This window comes from Streptomyces lydicus, from assembly GCF_004125265.1.
Lineage (GTDB): Bacteria > Actinomycetota > Actinomycetes > Streptomycetales > Streptomycetaceae > Streptomyces > Streptomyces lydicus_C.
In genome coordinates this window covers 6,507,025-6,523,201 of sequence record NZ_RDTE01000003.1, presented here as the reverse complement: position 1 = coordinate 6,523,201, position 16,177 = coordinate 6,507,025, and the positions used below count along the sequence as shown (strand labels likewise).

17 protein-coding genes are annotated in these 16,177 nt (G+C 72.4%); 10 read left to right on the top strand and 7 right to left on the bottom strand.

Annotated elements, in window-relative coordinates; translation table 11 throughout:
* Positions 1–131 precede the first annotated feature (131 nt).
* The gene (locus tag D9V36_RS31275) at positions 132–818 is read right to left on the bottom strand and encodes a FadR/GntR family transcriptional regulator (RefSeq protein WP_129296713.1); all 687 of its coding nucleotides are present in this window, start codon (positions 816–818) and stop codon (positions 132–134) included.
* Between the two features lie 161 nt (positions 819–979).
* On the opposite strand from D9V36_RS31275, the gene D9V36_RS31270 reads away from it, so the two are divergent.
* The 3 genes from D9V36_RS31270 (at position 980) to D9V36_RS31260 (ending at position 4,241) form a co-directional block, all read left to right on the top strand.
* A complete protein-coding gene (locus D9V36_RS31270) occupies positions 980–1,939 on the top strand; it encodes a dihydrodipicolinate synthase family protein (protein WP_129296712.1) in 960 nt (319 codons plus the stop codon).
* A 183-nt stretch (positions 1,940–2,122) separates the two neighbouring features.
* The gene (locus D9V36_RS31265) at positions 2,123–2,752 is read left to right on the top strand and encodes a hypothetical protein (protein WP_129296711.1); all 630 of its coding nucleotides are present in this window, start codon (positions 2,123–2,125) and stop codon (positions 2,750–2,752) included.
* A gap of 70 nt (positions 2,753–2,822) precedes the next feature.
* Complete coding sequence (locus tag D9V36_RS31260; protein WP_431357711.1) at positions 2,823–4,241, top strand: MFS transporter; 1,419 nt, start codon at positions 2,823–2,825, stop codon at positions 4,239–4,241.
* 95 nt (positions 4,242–4,336) lie between these two features.
* On the opposite strand, the gene D9V36_RS31255 is transcribed toward D9V36_RS31260, so the two are convergent.
* Complete coding sequence (locus D9V36_RS31255; protein ID WP_129296710.1) at positions 4,337–4,570, bottom strand: hypothetical protein; 234 nt, start codon at positions 4,568–4,570, stop codon at positions 4,337–4,339.
* 65 nt (positions 4,571–4,635) lie between these two features.
* Here D9V36_RS31255 and map point away from each other — a divergent pair, with 65 nt between their 5' ends.
* Both map and D9V36_RS31245 read left to right on the top strand, forming a co-directional pair.
* Complete coding sequence (gene map, locus D9V36_RS31250; RefSeq protein ID WP_129296709.1) at positions 4,636–5,493, top strand: type I methionyl aminopeptidase; 858 nt, start codon at positions 4,636–4,638, stop codon at positions 5,491–5,493.
* A gap of 210 nt (positions 5,494–5,703) precedes the next feature.
* A complete protein-coding gene (locus D9V36_RS31245) occupies positions 5,704–6,393 on the top strand; it encodes a heme oxygenase (biliverdin-producing) (protein WP_129296708.1) in 690 nt (229 codons plus the stop codon).
* 101 nt (positions 6,394–6,494) lie between these two features.
* Here the strand turns inward: D9V36_RS31245 and D9V36_RS31240 are convergent, their stop codons facing one another.
* Positions 6,495–7,160 (bottom strand): PhzF family phenazine biosynthesis protein, encoded by a 666-nt coding sequence (locus tag D9V36_RS31240; RefSeq protein ID WP_129296707.1) that lies wholly within the window; start codon positions 7,158–7,160, stop codon positions 6,495–6,497.
* Positions 7,161–7,517: 357 nt separating this feature from the next.
* Between D9V36_RS31240 and efeO the strand changes: the two genes are divergently transcribed.
* From efeO to D9V36_RS31220, 4 genes are all read left to right on the top strand, one after another.
* A complete protein-coding gene (gene efeO / locus D9V36_RS31235; protein WP_129296706.1) occupies positions 7,518–8,669 on the top strand; it encodes an iron uptake system protein EfeO in 1,152 nt (383 codons plus the stop codon).
* Positions 8,670–8,692: 23 nt separating this feature from the next.
* On the top strand, positions 8,693–10,078 hold the full coding sequence (gene efeB, locus D9V36_RS31230) for an iron uptake transporter deferrochelatase/peroxidase subunit (RefSeq protein WP_241721121.1): 1,386 nt from the start codon (positions 8,693–8,695) through the stop codon (positions 10,076–10,078).
* An 84-nt stretch (positions 10,079–10,162) separates the two neighbouring features.
* Complete coding sequence (gene efeU / locus D9V36_RS31225) at positions 10,163–11,155, top strand: iron uptake transporter permease EfeU (RefSeq protein ID WP_129296705.1); 993 nt, start codon at positions 10,163–10,165, stop codon at positions 11,153–11,155.
* Positions 11,142–12,014 (top strand): hypothetical protein, encoded by an 873-nt coding sequence (locus D9V36_RS31220; RefSeq protein ID WP_241721120.1) that lies wholly within the window; start codon positions 11,142–11,144, stop codon positions 12,012–12,014. Before efeU ends, D9V36_RS31220 begins: the two co-directional genes overlap by 14 nt.
* Positions 12,015–12,130: 116 nt before the next feature.
* On the opposite strand, the gene D9V36_RS31215 is transcribed toward D9V36_RS31220, so the two are convergent.
* Both D9V36_RS31215 and D9V36_RS31210 read right to left on the bottom strand, forming a co-directional pair.
* Positions 12,131–12,874: a bifunctional DNA primase/polymerase gene (locus D9V36_RS31215; protein ID WP_129296703.1), complete on the bottom strand. Its 744-nt coding sequence runs from the start codon at positions 12,872–12,874 to the stop codon at positions 12,131–12,133.
* A 163-nt stretch (positions 12,875–13,037) separates the two neighbouring features.
* The gene (locus D9V36_RS31210; protein ID WP_129296702.1) at positions 13,038–13,637 is read right to left on the bottom strand and encodes a TetR/AcrR family transcriptional regulator; all 600 of its coding nucleotides are present in this window, start codon (positions 13,635–13,637) and stop codon (positions 13,038–13,040) included.
* A 132-nt stretch (positions 13,638–13,769) separates the two neighbouring features.
* Between D9V36_RS31210 and D9V36_RS41190 the strand changes: the two genes are divergently transcribed.
* Positions 13,770–13,946 (top strand): DUF6243 family protein, encoded by a 177-nt coding sequence (locus D9V36_RS41190; RefSeq protein WP_164992856.1) that lies wholly within the window; start codon positions 13,770–13,772, stop codon positions 13,944–13,946.
* Between the two features lie 44 nt (positions 13,947–13,990).
* On the opposite strand, the gene D9V36_RS31205 is transcribed toward D9V36_RS41190, so the two are convergent.
* Together D9V36_RS31205 and D9V36_RS31200 are read right to left on the bottom strand one after the other, a co-directional pair.
* The gene (locus tag D9V36_RS31205; protein ID WP_129296701.1) at positions 13,991–14,980 is read right to left on the bottom strand and encodes a small ribosomal subunit Rsm22 family protein; all 990 of its coding nucleotides are present in this window, start codon (positions 14,978–14,980) and stop codon (positions 13,991–13,993) included.
* A 101-nt stretch (positions 14,981–15,081) separates the two neighbouring features.
* Positions 15,082–16,158: a serine hydrolase domain-containing protein gene (locus D9V36_RS31200; protein WP_241721119.1), complete on the bottom strand. Its 1,077-nt coding sequence runs from the start codon at positions 16,156–16,158 to the stop codon at positions 15,082–15,084.
* Positions 16,159–16,177: the final 19 nt, after the last annotated feature.

The following is a 16,177-nucleotide window of genomic DNA, read 5'->3' as shown; positions in this document are numbered from 1 at the left end:
CGGCGAAGGCACCGTCGACACGGGGTGACATCCCGGTGAACGGGGACGGCGACGCCCGCGGCGGCACCTTCACCACGCCTGTGCGGTACCCCTGCCGTACCTCTGCCGCACCCTCGGCCGGCCCGGCTCCCTCACCGCTCCGTCAGCCGGCGCCGGATGTCGTCGAAGTGCCGGTGCATCGCCTCCACGGCGCGGTCGCCGTCACCCGCCTCCAGCGCGTCGACGATCTCCCGGTGCCGGCGGTGCGTCGCCTCCGGGTCGGGGCCGTCATCGGAAAGGTCCTCCCGCACCCGGCGCAGCGCCGCCCAGAACGCGTCCAGCACCTCGCTCAGCAGGTGGTTGCCCAGCGAGCGGTACAGGGCGAGATGGAAGGCCCGGTCGGTGGCGCTCTGCACCTGCCCGCCCCGCGCCTCCTCCGCCATCCGCTGCACCAGCCCCTTGAGGACGGCAAGGTCCTCGGCGGACAGGTCGCGGGCGACCGTGCCGATCAGCCCCGCCTCCAGCGCCTCGCGGACCTCCATCAGCTCGTACAGGCTGGACTCGCCCTGGTGGTGGCGGACCGCGGCACGGAAGGCGACGCCCTCGACGAACGGCTCCAGGGTGAGCGGGCCGACGTAGGTGCCGAAGCCGTGCCGGATCTCCACGATGCGCATCGCCTGCAGCGCCTTGAGCGCTTCGCGCACCGAGTTGCGGCTGACGTCGAGCAGACCGACCAGCTCGGCCTCGGTGGGCAGCGGATCGCCCGGCGTCAGTCCGCGCCGCAGGATCAACTGCTTGATCTGCGCCTGCACATCCTCGGCCATCGTCCCTCGTGCCATGGAATCTCCCTCTCCCACTCCCGCGTCCGCCCTGCGGCAGCCCCGTCCGCCACCCGCCCCACCGGCCGCGGATCCTTGACCGCCCGCCTGTGAACAGGTCTATTGTGCTCGACATAGGACATGGGATGTCCTATGTCGGACTCGGAGACCCCGGAGCCCCCATGGCACTGCCCGCCCCCCTGCACGGCGTCATCCCGCCGGTCTGCACCCCGCTCGGCCCGCGCGGCGAGATCGACACCGCCTCGCTGACCCGCCTGGTGCACCACCTCCTCGACGGCGGCGTCCACGCACTGTTCGCGCTCGGCTCCACCAGCGAGGTCGCCTACCTCACCGACGCCCAGCGCGGCACCGCGCTGGAGACCGTCCTCAAGGCCGCGGACGGCAGGGTCCCGGTGCTCGCCGGGGTCATCGACACCACCACCCCGCGGGTCCTCGACCACGCCCGGACCGCCGCCGCCCTCGGCGCCGACGCCCTGGTCGCCACCGCTCCCTTCTACACCCGCACCCACCCCCGGGAGATCGCCGCGCACTTCCGCCACCTGCGCACGGCCGTGGACCTTCCGCTGTTCGCCTACGACATCCCGGTCGCCGTGCACAGCAAGCTGTCCCCGTCACTGGTGCAGGAGCTGGCCGCGGACGGCACGCTCGCCGGACTCAAGGACAGCAGCGGCGACGAGGGCTCGCTGCGCCGCCTGCTCACCGCGCTCGGCGGCCGCACCGCCCGGCGCACCGGCCCCGCCCCCGGCTTCTCGGTCCTCACCGGCTCCGAACTGACCGTGGACGCCGCCCTGTTGGCGGGCGCGGACGGGGTCGTCCCCGGCATCGGCAATGTCGACCCGGCGGCCTACGTCCGGCTCTACGACGCCGCCCGGGCCGGCGACTGGGAGCGGGCGGCCGCCGAACAGGAACGCCTGGTCGCCCTGTTCGCCATGGTCGACGCCGGTCCCGAGCCCGAGATGGGCCGCAGCTCCTCCGCGCTGGGTGCGTTCAAGGCGGCCCTCCACCTCCTCGGCGTGATCGACGGGGGCGCCACCGCCTTCCCGCAGCGTCCGCTGAGCAAGGAGGCCGTGGCAGAGGTAGGACGTCGGCTGACCAACGCGGGCCTGCAGCCCGTCCGATAGAGCCGCACGACACGGCGAGGACCGGGGCAACACCCCCTCCGCCCCTCCCCTCCACCTCCCCCCACCACCCCTGCATCCCTGCATCCCTGCATCCCGTGCAGATGACGCCCGCCACATCCCGTACGGGTGACGCCCGCGGAAACCGCCACCGGACAGCGCCGCACTGCGGCAGGATCCCGGGCCATGGATGCCGTACGGGTCGCCCTGCTCCGCGAAGTTCTCGCCGGGACCGAGTGGGTCCAGGCCACCCGCCGCTTCGCGGGGACGCTGCGCGGCGCCGTCACCCCGCACGGCGGGGGCCTGCTACTGGTCGGCAGCGCCTCGTACGAGCCCTGGCACCTGGCGGCCCACCTCGACGACGAGGCCGCCTGGTCGGGCCTGCCCGAGCTGTCGCCGACGCTGGTGCGCCACCGCGTCCCCGGCGGGGCACCGGCCCATCTGGCAGTGGGCCTCGGCCGGTTGGCGGCGGCCGGACGCGGCGAGACGCTGCTGGTCGTGACCCCGGAGCAGCCGGGCGCCGGACTGCTGGAACGGGTGCACGACGCCCGCCGCAACGGCGCGACGGTGCTCGCCCTGGACGGCGGCGACCGCGATCTGCACGCCCTGGCGCATGACGCCCTCGCCGCACCCCCGCCCCCGCCCGACGGCACGGACGAGCCGCCGGCCGACCTCGATCTCGACACGGTCCAGCATCTGGTGAGCGCGGCCGCCGGCGAGAACAGCCTGCCCGCACCCCGCAGAAACCGCCGCTTCCGCGACCGCCTGGCCCGCCTCGCGGACGGCCTGACCGCCCCGCCGCCGCCTCGCTGGTAGCCCCGCATGGCCCGGTCGAGGGCTGAAAACCCTTTGCGCCGGTCCGTGCCGGTACGCAGGATGGTGCCCCGTGACCTCGGACAGCGCTCCCCCTTCGCCCGCCTCTCCCCCGCGCTCTTCCGGCACCTCGCGGCCCGTCCGCCGGCGCCTCACCGCGCTGCTGCCGGACCTGGCGCCCTGGCGCTCCTCGCGCGACTTCCGGCTGCTGTGGTGCGCGGGCGTGATCACGGTCTTCGGCAGCTCGCTGTCCTTCGTGGCCCTGCCGCTGCAGCTGAAGGAGCTGACCGGCTCCACCCTCGCGGTCGGGGCGCTGGGCGCGGTGGAACTGGTCCCGCTGATCGTCTTCGGCCTCTACGGCGGGGCGCTCGCGGACGCCTTCGACCGCCGCCGGCTGGTCCTGTGGACCGAGACCGCGCTCGGCCTGGTCTCCGTCCTGCTGCTGCTCAACAGCCTTTTGCCGCACCCGATGGTGTGGCCGCTGTACGCGGCAGCGGCGGCCACCAGCGCGCTGACCGGCCTGCAGCGGCCGGCCCTGGACGCACTCGTACCGCGGATCGTCCCGCACGACCAGCTCGCCGCGGCCGCCGCCCTCAACGCGCTGCGCTGGCAGATCGGCGCCATCGCCGGACCCGCGCTGGCCGGCGGGCTGCTGGCGCTCGCCGGGCTGCGCTGGGCATACGCCGTCGACGCGCTCACCTTCGTGGTCTCGGTGCTGCTCGCCCTGAGGCTGGCGCCGTCGCCCGCCTCGCACGACGCCGAGCGGCCGTCGCTGCGCGGGATCGCCGAGGGGGCGCGCTACGCATGGAGCCGTAAGGAGCTGCTCGGCACCTACGCCATCGACGTCCTCGCGATGCTGTTCGCCTTCCCCCTGGCGATCTTCCCGTTCCTCGCCGACGACCTCGACGCGCCCTGGGCGCTGGGGCTGATGTACGCGGCGCTGCCGGCCGGGTCCCTGCTGGTGAGCCTGACCAGCGGCTGGACCTCGCGCATCCACCGGCAGGGCCGGGCGATCGCGCTCGCCGCCGCGGGATGGGGGCTGGCGGTGGCCGCCGCCGGGCTGCTGCACCACGTCTGGCTGGTGCTGCTCCTGCTGACCGTGGCCGGTGCCTGCGACATGATCAGCGGCATCTTCCGCTCGGCGATGTGGAACCAGACCATCCCCGACGAGCTGCGCGGCCGCCTGGCCGGTATCGAACTGCTCTCGTACTCGGCAGGCCCGCAGCTGGGCCAGGTCCGGATCGGCGGCATGGCGGCCCTGACGAGCGTCCGCGCGTCGGTGTCGCTGGGCGGCCTGCTGTGCTTCGCGGGGGTCGGCCTGCTGGCACTCGGCCTGCCGAAGCTGATGACCTACGACGCCAGGACGGACACCCACGCCCGGCGGATGCGGGAACGCCGCGCCGCCGCCGTGCCCCAGGGCGGTGAGGGGACCGACAACGCGGACGGCGGCCTCGCCCCCGTACCCCCTGCGGGGCGCTCGGAAGCCATGTGATCGATTCGAGCGCCCAGTTCGCGGCGCGGACCACCGCGGAAATTACCGCCGGGCTGCGGCCGGGCCGTTCCCCTGCGGGGTCCCGACCGCATTGATCACGCGCCGTCGCCCTTCCCCTGCCCCGCGCCGTCGTGCCACTTCGGGTCGGTCTCCCACTCCACGTTCCGCTCGTGGGCGGTCTCCATGGCGCGCTCGGCCTCCTCGCGGGTTCCGTACGGGCCGAGGCGGTCGGCGGCGCGGCACTGGGGCCCCTCCTCGACCGTCCGGTGCTCGAGGCAGTAGAACCATTCGCCGGGCTTGCCGGTCGTACGCCTCTTGAACAGGGCCATTGCCGCCTCCTGTGGATGCTCTGTGCCACCATCCTGCCCGACGGCCCGCGGATACACTCGCTGGCATGTCTGGCCAGTCACTTCTTGTCCCGGGGAAGATCTCCCCCACCCGCCCCGTCCCCGCCTCGATCCCGCGCCCCGAATACGTCGGGAAGGACGCACCCACCCCGTACACCGGGCCCGAGGTGCAGGACGCCGAAACGATCGAACGGATGCGGATCGCCGGCCGGATCGCCGCGCAGGCGATGGAGGAGGCCGCCAAGCTGATCGCACCCGGTGTGACGACCGATGAACTGGACCGGGTCGCCCATGAGTTCATGTGCGACCACGGCGCCTACCCGTCCACCCTCGGCTACCGCGGCTTCCCCAAGTCCCTGTGCTCCTCGCTCAACGAGGTCATCTGCCACGGCATCCCGGACTCGACCGTCCTGAAGGACGGCGACATCGTGAACCTCGACGTCACCGCGTACCTCAACGGTGTGCACGGCGACAACAACGCCACCTATCTGTGCGGCGACGTGGACGAGGAGTCCAGGCTGCTGGTCGAGCGGACCCGGGAAGCACTCAACAGGGCCATCAAGGCCGTCAAGCCGGGCCGGCAGATCAACATCATCGGCCGGGTCATCGAGTCGTACGCCAAGCGCTTCGGCTACGGAGTGGTCCGTGACTTCACCGGTCACGGCATCAACTCCTCCTTCCACTCCGGCCTGATCGTTCCGCACTACGACAGCCCGCACCACACCACCGACATCAAGCCCGGCATGACCTTCACGATCGAGCCGATGCTGACGCTGGGGTCCTACGACTACGACATGTGGGACGACGGCTGGACGGTGGTGACCAAGGACCGCAAGCGGACCGCGCAGTTCGAGCACACTCTGGTGGTCACGGACACCGGGGCGGAGATCCTCACGCTGCCCTGACGGAGAGCGGCCGGAACTTTACCGACAGGGCGTCGGGAACAGGCGTAGGCTCGTTACCGACAGGGCGTCGGGAACGGGTTGACTTAGGCAAGCCTAAGTAGTTGGGTGGCCCAGGGTCGGCGGCTCGGCGGAGCCGGCCTGTTCCCGTCCTCCCCCAAGCTCTCGAATCCGAGCAGGGGGACCCCCACCCTCGGCCCCCGGAGGTCCGTTTTGGAAGCGTCCAGCCCGGCCCCGTCCGATCCCTCCGCCCCCGCCGCCCCGTTCTCGGCGGTCATCCGCACCGCGTCCCACGAGCAGCACACCGAGGCCGAGAACTCCTCGTTCATGAGCGATCTGCTCGGCGGCAGGCTCGGCGTCGCCGCCTACCGGCGCTACACCGAGCAGCTGTGGTTCGTCTACCGCGCGCTGGAGGACACCTCCGGACCGCTCGCCGACGACCCGGTGGCGGGCCCCTTCGTCCGTCCCGAGCTGGCCCGCACCGCCGCGCTGGAGCGCGACCTCGCCCACCTCGGCGGCCCGTCCTGGCGCACCGGCCTGGAGCCGCTGGCCGCCACCGCCGCCTATGCCGGCCGAGTGGCCGCCTGCGCCCGTGACTGGCCGGGCGGCTTCGTCGCCCACCACTACACCCGCTACCTCGGCGACCTCTCGGGCGGCCAGATCATCCGCGGCACGGCCGAGAAGACCTGGGGCTTCGCCCGCAAGGGGGACGGGGTGCGGTTCTACGTCTTCGAGGACATCGCCAATCCGGCCGCCTTCAAGCGCGAGTACCGGGCACTGCTGGACGCCCTGCCGGTGGACGACCTGGAGAAGCAGCGGGTGACCGACGAGTGCAAGCGCGCCTTCCGGCTGAACAGCGCGGTCTTCCGGGAGCTGGGCGAGCAGTTTCCGTTGAGCGCGTAGGACCGGCCGGTGGCCGGCCCTGACGACGGCCGGTCACCCGAGGTGCGCCCCGCCCCCTGCCTGACCGCCTGGCTGCCTGGCTGCCTGCCCACCCCTGACGGCTACCGCGGAGCGGGGCGCACCTGCCCGCCGACGGCGATGGTGCCGTCCGGATACGGGCGGGTGAGGATCCGGGAGCCGGCGCCCTGCCGGATGTCGAGCGGGCGCCCCAGTTCGTGCGTCAGCAGCAGGGCGGCGGCGCCGGTGGCCTCGTCCTCGACGACCGTGTCGCCGCGCCGCGGGAAGGCCCGCGCCCTGACCACTCCCGCACTCTCGTCCTGCCAGGCCCAGGCGTAGAGCCAGCCCTCCCCCGGCGGCGGTGCGGGCAGCGCGTCGACCTCGGCCGCCGAGGCGTACCGCCGGGTGGTGCGGGCGGTCACCCACTCCGGGCGCCCGTGCACCCAGACCGCGTCCCCCTCGAAGCGGACCGCGACCTCACCGGCCGCCGGGCGCAGGGTGCGCGGCGGGCGCCCCAGGCTCCGCAGCAGCCAGGCCAGCCCCACCAACGGGTGCCCGGCGAACGGGAGCCGGACGCTCGGGGTGTGGATGTCCACGGTGCCCCGGTCCGCGTCGTCGAGGAACACGGTTTCGCTGAAGCCGAGTTCGGCCGCGAGGGCGGCTCGCTCGGCGGTGCCGGGGACGGCCGCCCCGTCGCGGACGACGCCCAGCAGATTGCCTCCGCCGCCGTCGGACCCGCAGAACACCCGGAGTACCTCGATTTCGGTCATCCGGACAGTGAATCGCGGGGCGGCACGGAAGAGGTGAGCGGGGGCCGGGGGGTGCCACCGGGTGGCCGCGCCGAGAGAAGGCGGCCGGCTGTCCGCGAACCGTCGCGGACCGGAATCCCGCCGGTCATCACCCGTCGCACAGCATGACCCTTACCTTGACCGACGCATGACGCTTCCGTGACCGGGGATGGGCCAAGCCGTGATCCGGCCGTTGTTCATGAGAGCGGGATCACTGGACGGGGCGGGCGAAAACAGGTAAGCCTCAGATAAGTTAGGGCCGCCTTAGTGGCGAACTTCTTGACTGTTTATCGTTCGCGTAGTCCTTTCCGTTCCACCCGAGCCTGCCTGGAGCCCCGTATGCGAGCCCATCGCTCCTCCGTCGTCGTCGCCCTCGCCGCGGCGACGGCCGTCACCGCCGTCGCCGGCTGCGCCGCGAAGAACGACGGCAAGGGCGGCGGCAAGGGCGCCATCGAGGTGACCGCGACCGACTCCAGCTGTGAGCTCTCCGCCAAGGAGTTCCCCGCCGGACATGTCCGGTTCGCGGTCCAGAACAAGGGCTCACAGGTCACCGAGGTGTACGTCTACGCGCCCGGCGACCGGATCGTGACCGAGCGGGAGAACATCGGCCCCGGCACCCACGCGGAGATCACCGCGGAGATCAAGGCCGGTGCGTACGAGGTCGCCTGCAAGCCCGGCATGAAGGGCCACGGCATCCGCCAGAAGGTGACCGCCAGCGGCAAGGGCGCCGGCGCCAAGCGCGACCCCAAGCTGGATGCCGCGGTCGCCGCGTACCGCACCTACGTCCAGGAGCAGGCGGACCAGACGCTCCCGGCGGCACAGAAGTTCGCCGACGCGGTCAAGAGCGGCGACGTCGAGGCCGCCAAGAAGGCCTACGCCCTCTCGCGGGTGGGCTGGGAGCGCACCGAGCCGGTCGCCGAGTCGTTCGGTGACATCGACCCCAAGGTCGATGTGCGCGCCGATGGTGTGGAGAAGGGCCAGAAGTGGACCGGCTGGCACAAGCTGGAGAAGTCCCTGTGGGAGGAGAAGAAGATCTCCGGGGACGACAAGAAGCTCGCCGGTCAGCTCATCACCGACCTGAAGGACTGGCAGAAGCGGGTCGGCAAGGCCGAGATCACCCCGACCAGCATGGCCAACGGCGCCAAGGAGCTGCTCGACGAGGTGGCCACCGGCAAGGTCACCGGTGAGGAAGAGCGCTACAGCCACACCGACCTGGTCGACTTCCAGGGCAATGTCGAGGGTGCCGAGAAGGCGTACGAGCTGCTGAAGCCGGTCGTCGGCAAGAACGACCCGGCGCTCGCCAAGGAGCTGGACAAGCAGTTCAAGGCGATCCGCACGCTGCTCGACGACAACCGCGACAGCAAGTCCGCGGATGGCTTCGCCTCCTACGACACGGTCGGCAAGGACGACCGCAAGAAGCTCTCCGACGGCGTCAACGCGCTGGCCGAGCCGCTGTCGAAGCTGGCCGCCGCCGTGGCCACCACCAAGTAGTCCGACGCGGGCGAGGGAGCACGATGACGCAGGACGAGGGCATGACCGGCACGGACGGCACCACCGCCGAGGGCCGCACCACCACCGAGGACGGCACGGCCGCCGGGGGCAGCACGGCAGCCGCCGACGGCACGACCGCGCGGGCCGCCGACGGGCGCGCCCCGTCCCGGCGTTCCCTGCTCGGCTGGGGAGGCGCGGGCCTGGCGCTGGGCGCGGTCGCGGCCGGCGGTACGGCGGCGGCGCTGCGCACCGGCGGGGACGCCCAGCCGGCCGGCGCGGACGCGACCTCGCGCTCCGCGGTCGCCTTCCACGGCAGGCATCAGGCGGGCATCGCCAGCGCCGTCCAGGACCGGCTGCACTTCGCCTCGTTCGACGTCACCACCGACGACCGCGACGAGCTGATCGCGCTGCTCAAGGAGTGGACGAAGGCGGCGGCGCGGATGACGGCCGGGGACACGATCGGCGACGGCGCGGTCGGCGGGCTCGCCGAGGCCCCGCCGGACGACACCGGTGAGGCGCTCGGGCTGCCGCCGTCCCGGCTCACCCTCACCTTCGGCATCGGCCCGACGCTGTTCGAGAAGGACGGCAAGGACCGGTTCGGCATCAAGGCCCGGCGGCCCGACGCCCTGATCGATCTGCCGCAGTTCCCCGGCGACAACCTCGACAAGACGCGCAGCAACGGCGATCTGTGCGTCCAGGCGTGTGCGGACGACCCGCAGGTGGCGGTGCACGCGATCCGCAACCTGGCCCGGATCGGCTTCGGCAAGGTCGCCATCCGCTGGTCGCAGCTGGGCTTCGGCAAGACCTCCTCGACGACGCCGGACGCGCAGACCCCGCGCAATATGTTCGGCTTCAAGGACGGCACCCACAACCTGGCGGGCACCGACACCGCGGCGCTCGACCGGCACGTCTGGGTCGCGGACGGCGAGGCGAAGGGCAAGGAGAGCTGGATGGCCGGCGGCTCCTACCTCGTCGCGCGCCGGATCCGGATGCACATCGAGACCTGGGACCGCACCTCGCGCAAGGAGCAGGAGGACATCTTCGGCCGTGACAAGGGCGAGGGCGCACCGGCGGGCAGGAAGCACGAGCGGGACACCCCGCATCTGAAGTCGATGCTGCCCACCGCCCATGTCCGCCTCGCGCACCCGGACTCCAACGGCGGGATACGCATCCTGCGCCGCGGCTACTCCTTCACCGACGGTACGGACGGCCTGGGGCGACTGGACGCGGGGCTGTTCTTCCTCGCCTACCAGCACGATGTGCGCCAGGGCTTCGTCCCCCTCCAGAAGCGGCTGTCCGCCAACGACGCGCTCAACGAATACATCCAGCACGTGGGTTCAGCGGTCTTCGCGGTGCCGCCGGGCGTCCGGAACGCGGACGACTGGTGGGGCCGGGAGCTGTTCGCCTGACGCCGGCGTCACCGCCGGCACCATCGATACCGCCGACGCCGGAAAGAAAGGCGTCGGCACCATGAAGGAAGGGAAGGAACCGACGTGTTCGGCAACTACCTGATCGGTCTGCGCGAGGGCCTGGAAGCCAGCCTCGTCGTCTGCATCCTCATCGCCTATCTGGTCAAGACCGGGCGGCGGGAGGCGCTGCGCCCGGTCTGGCTCGGGATCACGCTCGCCGTGGTGCTGTCGTTCGCGTTCGGTGCGGCGCTGCAGTTCGGGTCGCAGACCCTGACCTTCAAGGCCCAGGAGGCGCTGGGCGGTTCGCTGTCGGTCATCGCGGTCGGCCTGGTGACGTGGATGGTCTTCTGGATGCGGCGCACCGCGCGGCATCTGAAGAAGGAGCTGCACGGCAAGCTGGACGCGGCGCTGCAGATGGGCACCGTGGCGCTGGTGGTCACCGCGTTCCTGTCGGTGGGCCGCGAGGGCCTGGAGACCGCGCTGTTCATCTGGACCGCCGCGCAGTCCGCCGACGACGGCGTCCGGCCGCTGATCGGGGCGCTGCTGGGCCTGCTCACGGCGGTGGCGCTGGGCTGGCTGTTCTACCGCGGTGCGGTGCGGATCAACCTGGCGAAGTTCTTCACCTGGACCGGCGGCATGCTGGTGGTGGTCGCGGCGGGCGTGCTGGCGTACGGCTTCCACGATCTGCAGGAGGCGGACCTGCTGCCGGGGCTGGCCTCGCAGGCGTTCGACATCAGCGCGCAGATCCCGGCCGACAGCTGGTACGGCACCCTGCTCAAGGGCATCTTCAACTTCCAGCCGGACCCGACCGTTCTTCAGGTCACGGTGTGGGCTCTGTATCTGATCCCCACGCTCACGATCTTCTTCGCCCCCGGTAGGGTGTCGCCGAATCGTGCCACCCCGGCGGCCGCCCCGTCCGCCCCGGTCGCCCCGAAGGAGCCCGAGCCCCATGACACGCAGGTCGCCGTTCCGGGTGCCCGCAACACTGACGTCGGCAGCGGCGGCGATGGTGATAGTGAGCGGGTGCATGACGGTGCACGGCGAGAGGGTGAAGCTGCCGGCGGTGTCGACGGCTGAGGGCGCCAAGGCGCTCACGCACTTCACCGAGAGCTTCAACAAGACCAACCGTCAGCTCGATCCGGCGCTGAACCCCTCCTTCGAGGGGGGCGCGCTCCTCGCCATCGACCAGGCGGGGATAAAGGCGGCGAAGGCCCTGCGGCCGCAGGGCAATCCGGGCTTCAGGGACCTGGCGTTCACGGATCCGCACTTCACCGTGCCCCAGCAGGCCGGCTGGCCGAAGTACTTCATCGCGGACGCGGCCAGCAACCGCAAGAACGCCCACGGCCAGAACACCCGCTGGTTCCTGGTGTTCAGCCGCAACGGCATCGACGAGCAGTGGCGCGCGGTGTATCTGGCGACGTTCGCGGACAACAAGGCCCCGGAGCTGAAGACGGACAAGAAGGGCTACGCGGAGGCGGTGCCGGCCGACGCGAAGTCCGGTCTGGCGGTCGATCCGGGCAAGCTGAGCAGTACCTACGCGGACTACCTCAACACCGGTAAGGGCAGCACCTTCGCCTCAGGACCGCAGACCGACGGCTGGCGGGAGCGGCGCGCCAAGGACGCCAACCGGGCCGGCCAGCGGATCATGTGGGAGGACTCGCCCGCGACCTACCCGCCGGTGGCGCTGCGGACGACGGACGGCGGTGCGCTGGTGTTCTTCTCGACCGTCTACCACCAGCAGCAGACGCTGTTCGCCGGGGCGACGATCTCGGTCGGGAAGCTGAAGGGCCTCGTGGAGGGGCCGCCGAAGAAGACCAACCGGATGCTGTTCACCACGGTCTCCGGCCAGACGGTCAAGGTGCCCGCCAAGAGCGCCGGGGGGAAGGTCGCGGTCCTCAACCGGATCGAGGCGAAGACCGCGGTGAAGCCGCTGTAGCCGGCCGGCCGTCCGGCCGTCCGGGAAACCGTACGTATACGAAGGGCCGCCGGGATGACCCGGCGGCCCTTCGGTGTGTGTACGTACGGGGTGAGCAGAGACGTGACGGGACCTGCTCAGCGGCCGATCGGCCAGGCCGCCGCCTCGTGGTGGTGCGGCTCGCGGTCGTTGAACTCCGCGCAGGCGTCGGTGAGCGATTCCAGCAGCGTCAGCGGGTCGGGCAGGGCCAGCTCGGGGCCCCGCAGCCAGCTCACCGCGGGCTGCTCGCCGGGCAGCCGCGAGGGCGGCAGCAGCGCATAGCTGCCGCGGCAGTGCCAGCGCAGTCCCGGGTGCTCGTCCATGGTCTCGGGGTGGCAGTCCAGCTCGCAGGGCCACCACTCGTCCTCGTCGTCCGGGGTGCCGCGGGTGGCGGTGAAGAAGAGCATCCGGCCGTTGAAGCCGGCGCCGCTGAGGGCGATCGGCCCGACGTCGATACCCGCCGCGTCCAGCCGTCCCAGGGCGCTGCGGCCCGCCTCGACGGGGACGTCCAGGACGTCGTGGGTGATGCCGGTGGCGGTGATGAAGTTGGCCTGCGGGAGGGTGCGGACCCAGGCGGCGACCTTGTCGCGGTCGGTGGTGGCGACGGTCTGCCAGCCGAAGGAGATGGGGTGGCGGGCGGGGGTGGGACAGCCGATGCGTTCACAGGAACAGCCGTAGCCGGAGGGGTGCGCCGCCGGAGCCACCGGGAAGCCCGCGTCGGCCGCCGCCAGCAGCAGGTCCTCGCGGCTGCGCGCAGCCGCTGATCCCGTGTCCGTATCGCCGCCGTCCGATCCGCTCTTCGGCCGGCGCAGCCACTGGGAGAACCTGCTCTTGCGTTCCATCTATCCCCTCACTTCGAGCGGTGGTCTGGGATCAATGCTGCCACCATCCTGCTCCTCGGGTGACCGGTGTGGAGATCCGGGGTGAACGAACGGCGGACCAATAGCGGCAATTCAGGTCATCGACGACAGGATGCCGCTCCCCGCGCCCGGCCGCCCGGCGTGTTCAGCCGCGGGGGCGCAGGCCGTGCAGCACCTGGTCGACAAGGGTGTCGACAAAGTCGTAGGTCAATTCACCGGTACGCATCAGCCAGCGCTGTGAGAAGGGACTCAGCAGCATCTCGACGGCGATCCGCACATCGACGCCGTCGGCGATCTCGCCGGTTTCCTGGGCCGCCCGCAGCCGGTCGACGTAGACCTGGATGCCGGGCTCCATCAGCCGCGCGACGAAGGTGCGGGAGAGGCTCTCGTCGTTGGCGCCGGCCGCAGCGAGGGCGCGATAGGGGGCCTGGAACGCCGGATCGTTGAATTCGTCGACGGTGGCACGCAGCACGAACTTCAGGTCCGCGGCCAGATCACCGGTGTCCGGCAGCCCCTGCGCGGAGTAGTCGTCGACGCCGGCGGTGAAGGCGTCCAGCAGGACCGCGGCCCTGGAGGGCCACCAGCGGTAGATCGTCTGCTTGCCGACCCCGGCCCGGGAGGCGATGCCTTCGATCGTGAGCTTGTCGTAGCCCACCTCGCCGACCAGGGCGAGGGCGGCATCGAAGATCGCCCGGCGGGAGCGTTCGCTGCGGCGGGAAGAGTCGGGGGCTGCTTTGTCGGCCATGCGGGGAAGTCTAGCGAGGGAGAGGCGAGACGTATCGTCTTGACGAGACGGGTCGTCTCGCTCATGATGGAAATCGAGCGAGACGACCCGTCTCGTTCGATGTGGAGGAAAGCGACGAGGAAGGGGAATTCCATGAGCAAGGGAAATGCCGGCGGAATGCTCGGGGTCGGCGGTACGCGCGCCAAGCTCTCGCGCGGCGCGCTGCGTGGCGGCGGCGCCGCGGACCGCGGCGGCCCGGGACGGTCCCAGGCACAGGAACGGCGCGGTGAACTGCTGCGCAAGTTCCAGGAGCGGGCGCGGGAGAAGTGAGCCGCGGGCCGCCCGGACGCCGGCCTGAATTCCCGTGGGCCCGGTCAGGACCAGTCGTCGCCCCAGGCGGCGTCGCGGGCGTCGCGGTAGTGGGTGCCGTGCCGCTTGGTCACCGTGGTGCGCTGCAGCCCGTCCTGCGCCGTGCACAGGTCCAGGAGGACCTGGCCCTTGCGGAGTTGGGGTTTGCGGATGATGCGGGCGGGGGCGGGGGTGGCGTCGAGGGTGGTCGCGGCCACGTAGCTGAACTTCTCGTCCTCGTACGGGAGGGAGCCGCCCTTGACCTGGCGGTGGAGGGAGGAGCGGTTGACCCGGGCGGCGAAGTGGCACCAGTCTCCGCCGGCCACCGCCGGGGGCGCCCCCGGCCCGGGGACGAGCGGGACGATCGGACAGGTGTCGCTGTGCGGGCAGGGCGCGACGATGCGCAGTCCGGCCTCGGTGAGCTGGGTGCGGGCCTCGCGGATGCGGAGGTAGCCCTCGGGGGTGCCGGGTTCGATCAGGACGACGGTGGCCGCCGCGGTGGCCGCCGCGGCGACGACGGCGCGGCGGTCCTCGGGGCGGAGCTCCCCCAGGACGTAGGAGACGGTGACCAGGTCCGTGCCGGCCGGGACCGACAGGCCCTCGCCGATGACCGCCCGCTGCCAGGTGGTGTCGGGGAGGGTCTTGGCGGCCAGTTCCCTGCCGAGGTCGAGGGCGGGCTGTGCCCAGTCCAGGACGGTGCTGCGGGGGCCTTCCCAGGTGGCCGCGGTGGCCCAGGTGGCGGCGCCGGTGCCGCCGCCGATGTCGACGTGGGTGGCCGGGGACCAGTCCGGGACCCGTGCGGCGAACGCGGCCAGCGCCGCCCGTACCGCCTCGAAGGTGGCCGGCATGCGGTAGGCGGCGTACGCGGCCACATCCGCGCGGTCGCGCAGGACCGGGGCGTCGGTGGGGGTGCGTCCCCGGTAGTTGGCGATCAGCCGCTCGACGGCCTGCGCGGCCTGTTTGGGCGGCAGGCCGTCGAGCAGGCCCGCCAGCGCGGCGCGCAGTTCCTCGTGCATGGGGGAAATTCTACGGGGGCCGGTGGGGTGCCTTGCCTGGTCGAGGGGTGCCCTGTCCGGTCGTGGGGTGCCTCGCCTGATGACGGGGTACTCCGGCCCGGTCAGGTGGCGCGGACCACCGCGCGGGCCAGCCGGGTGGCGGCCGCGGCCCGTGGGGCGCTGCCGCCGTTGTGGCGGCGGGGGTGGACGGTGTTGGCGAGGAGGACGAGGAAGGTGTCGGTGGCCCGGTCGAGGACCAGGCTGGTGCCGGTGAAGCCGGTGTGCCCGGCCGCGCCGCGGCCCGCCAACTCGCCCATGAAGTACGGCTGGTCGACGCCGAAACCCAGACCCGGCGGGTCGAGGAGGGCGGCGACGGCATCGGGGCCGAGGATCCGGGCCGTGCCGTAGGCGCCGCCGTTGAGCAGGGTGCGGCACAGCACGGCCAGGTCCTGCGCGGTGGAGAAGAGGCCCGCGTGTCCGGCCACGCCGCCCAGTGCCCAGGCGTTCTCGTCGTGCACCTCGCCGCGGACCAGGCCGCGGTCCGCCTTGGCCCAGGGCCGCCGCTGGTCCTCGGTCGCCGCCACGCCCTGCGGCGCCAGCGGGCCGTAGGTGGTGCTGCACATGTCCAGCGGGCCGGTGATGCCGTCGCGGACCAGGGCGTCGAGCCGCCGGCCGGTGCGGTGCTCCAGGAGGAGCTGGAGGGCGATGAGGTTGAGGTCGGAGTAGCGGTGTGCGGTGCCGGGGCGCCCGCCGGGGGCCGCGGCCTCGGCCCACAGGAGCGCCAGTTGGGCGGCGCGGGTCCGGTGGTCGTAAAAGGGCAGCTCGGGGGCGAGGCCGGAGGTGTGGGTGAGCAGCTGCCGGACGGTGATGCCGGGGGCGAAGACGGGCAGATCGGCGCGGACCTCGTCGTCGAGGGCCAGCCGGCCGCGCTCGATCTGCTGGACCGCGGCGATGGCGGTGAAGAGCTTGCTGAGCGAGGCCAGGTCGAAGACCGTGCCGACCCGCATCGGTTCCCACAGGTCGCGGGGCAGATCGAGGCCGCGCCCGCGCTCGGGGTCCCAGGCCCGGTAGCGCAGCGCCCAGCCCGCGGCGGCCTCGGCGGCGACGACGGGGCCGCGGCCGGCCAGGACGACGACTCCGGGTGCCCAGGGCGGACGGCCCTCGGGCAGCGCCCGCACGCCGCGGACCAGCCGCTCCATCGAGGCGGGGTCCAGTCCC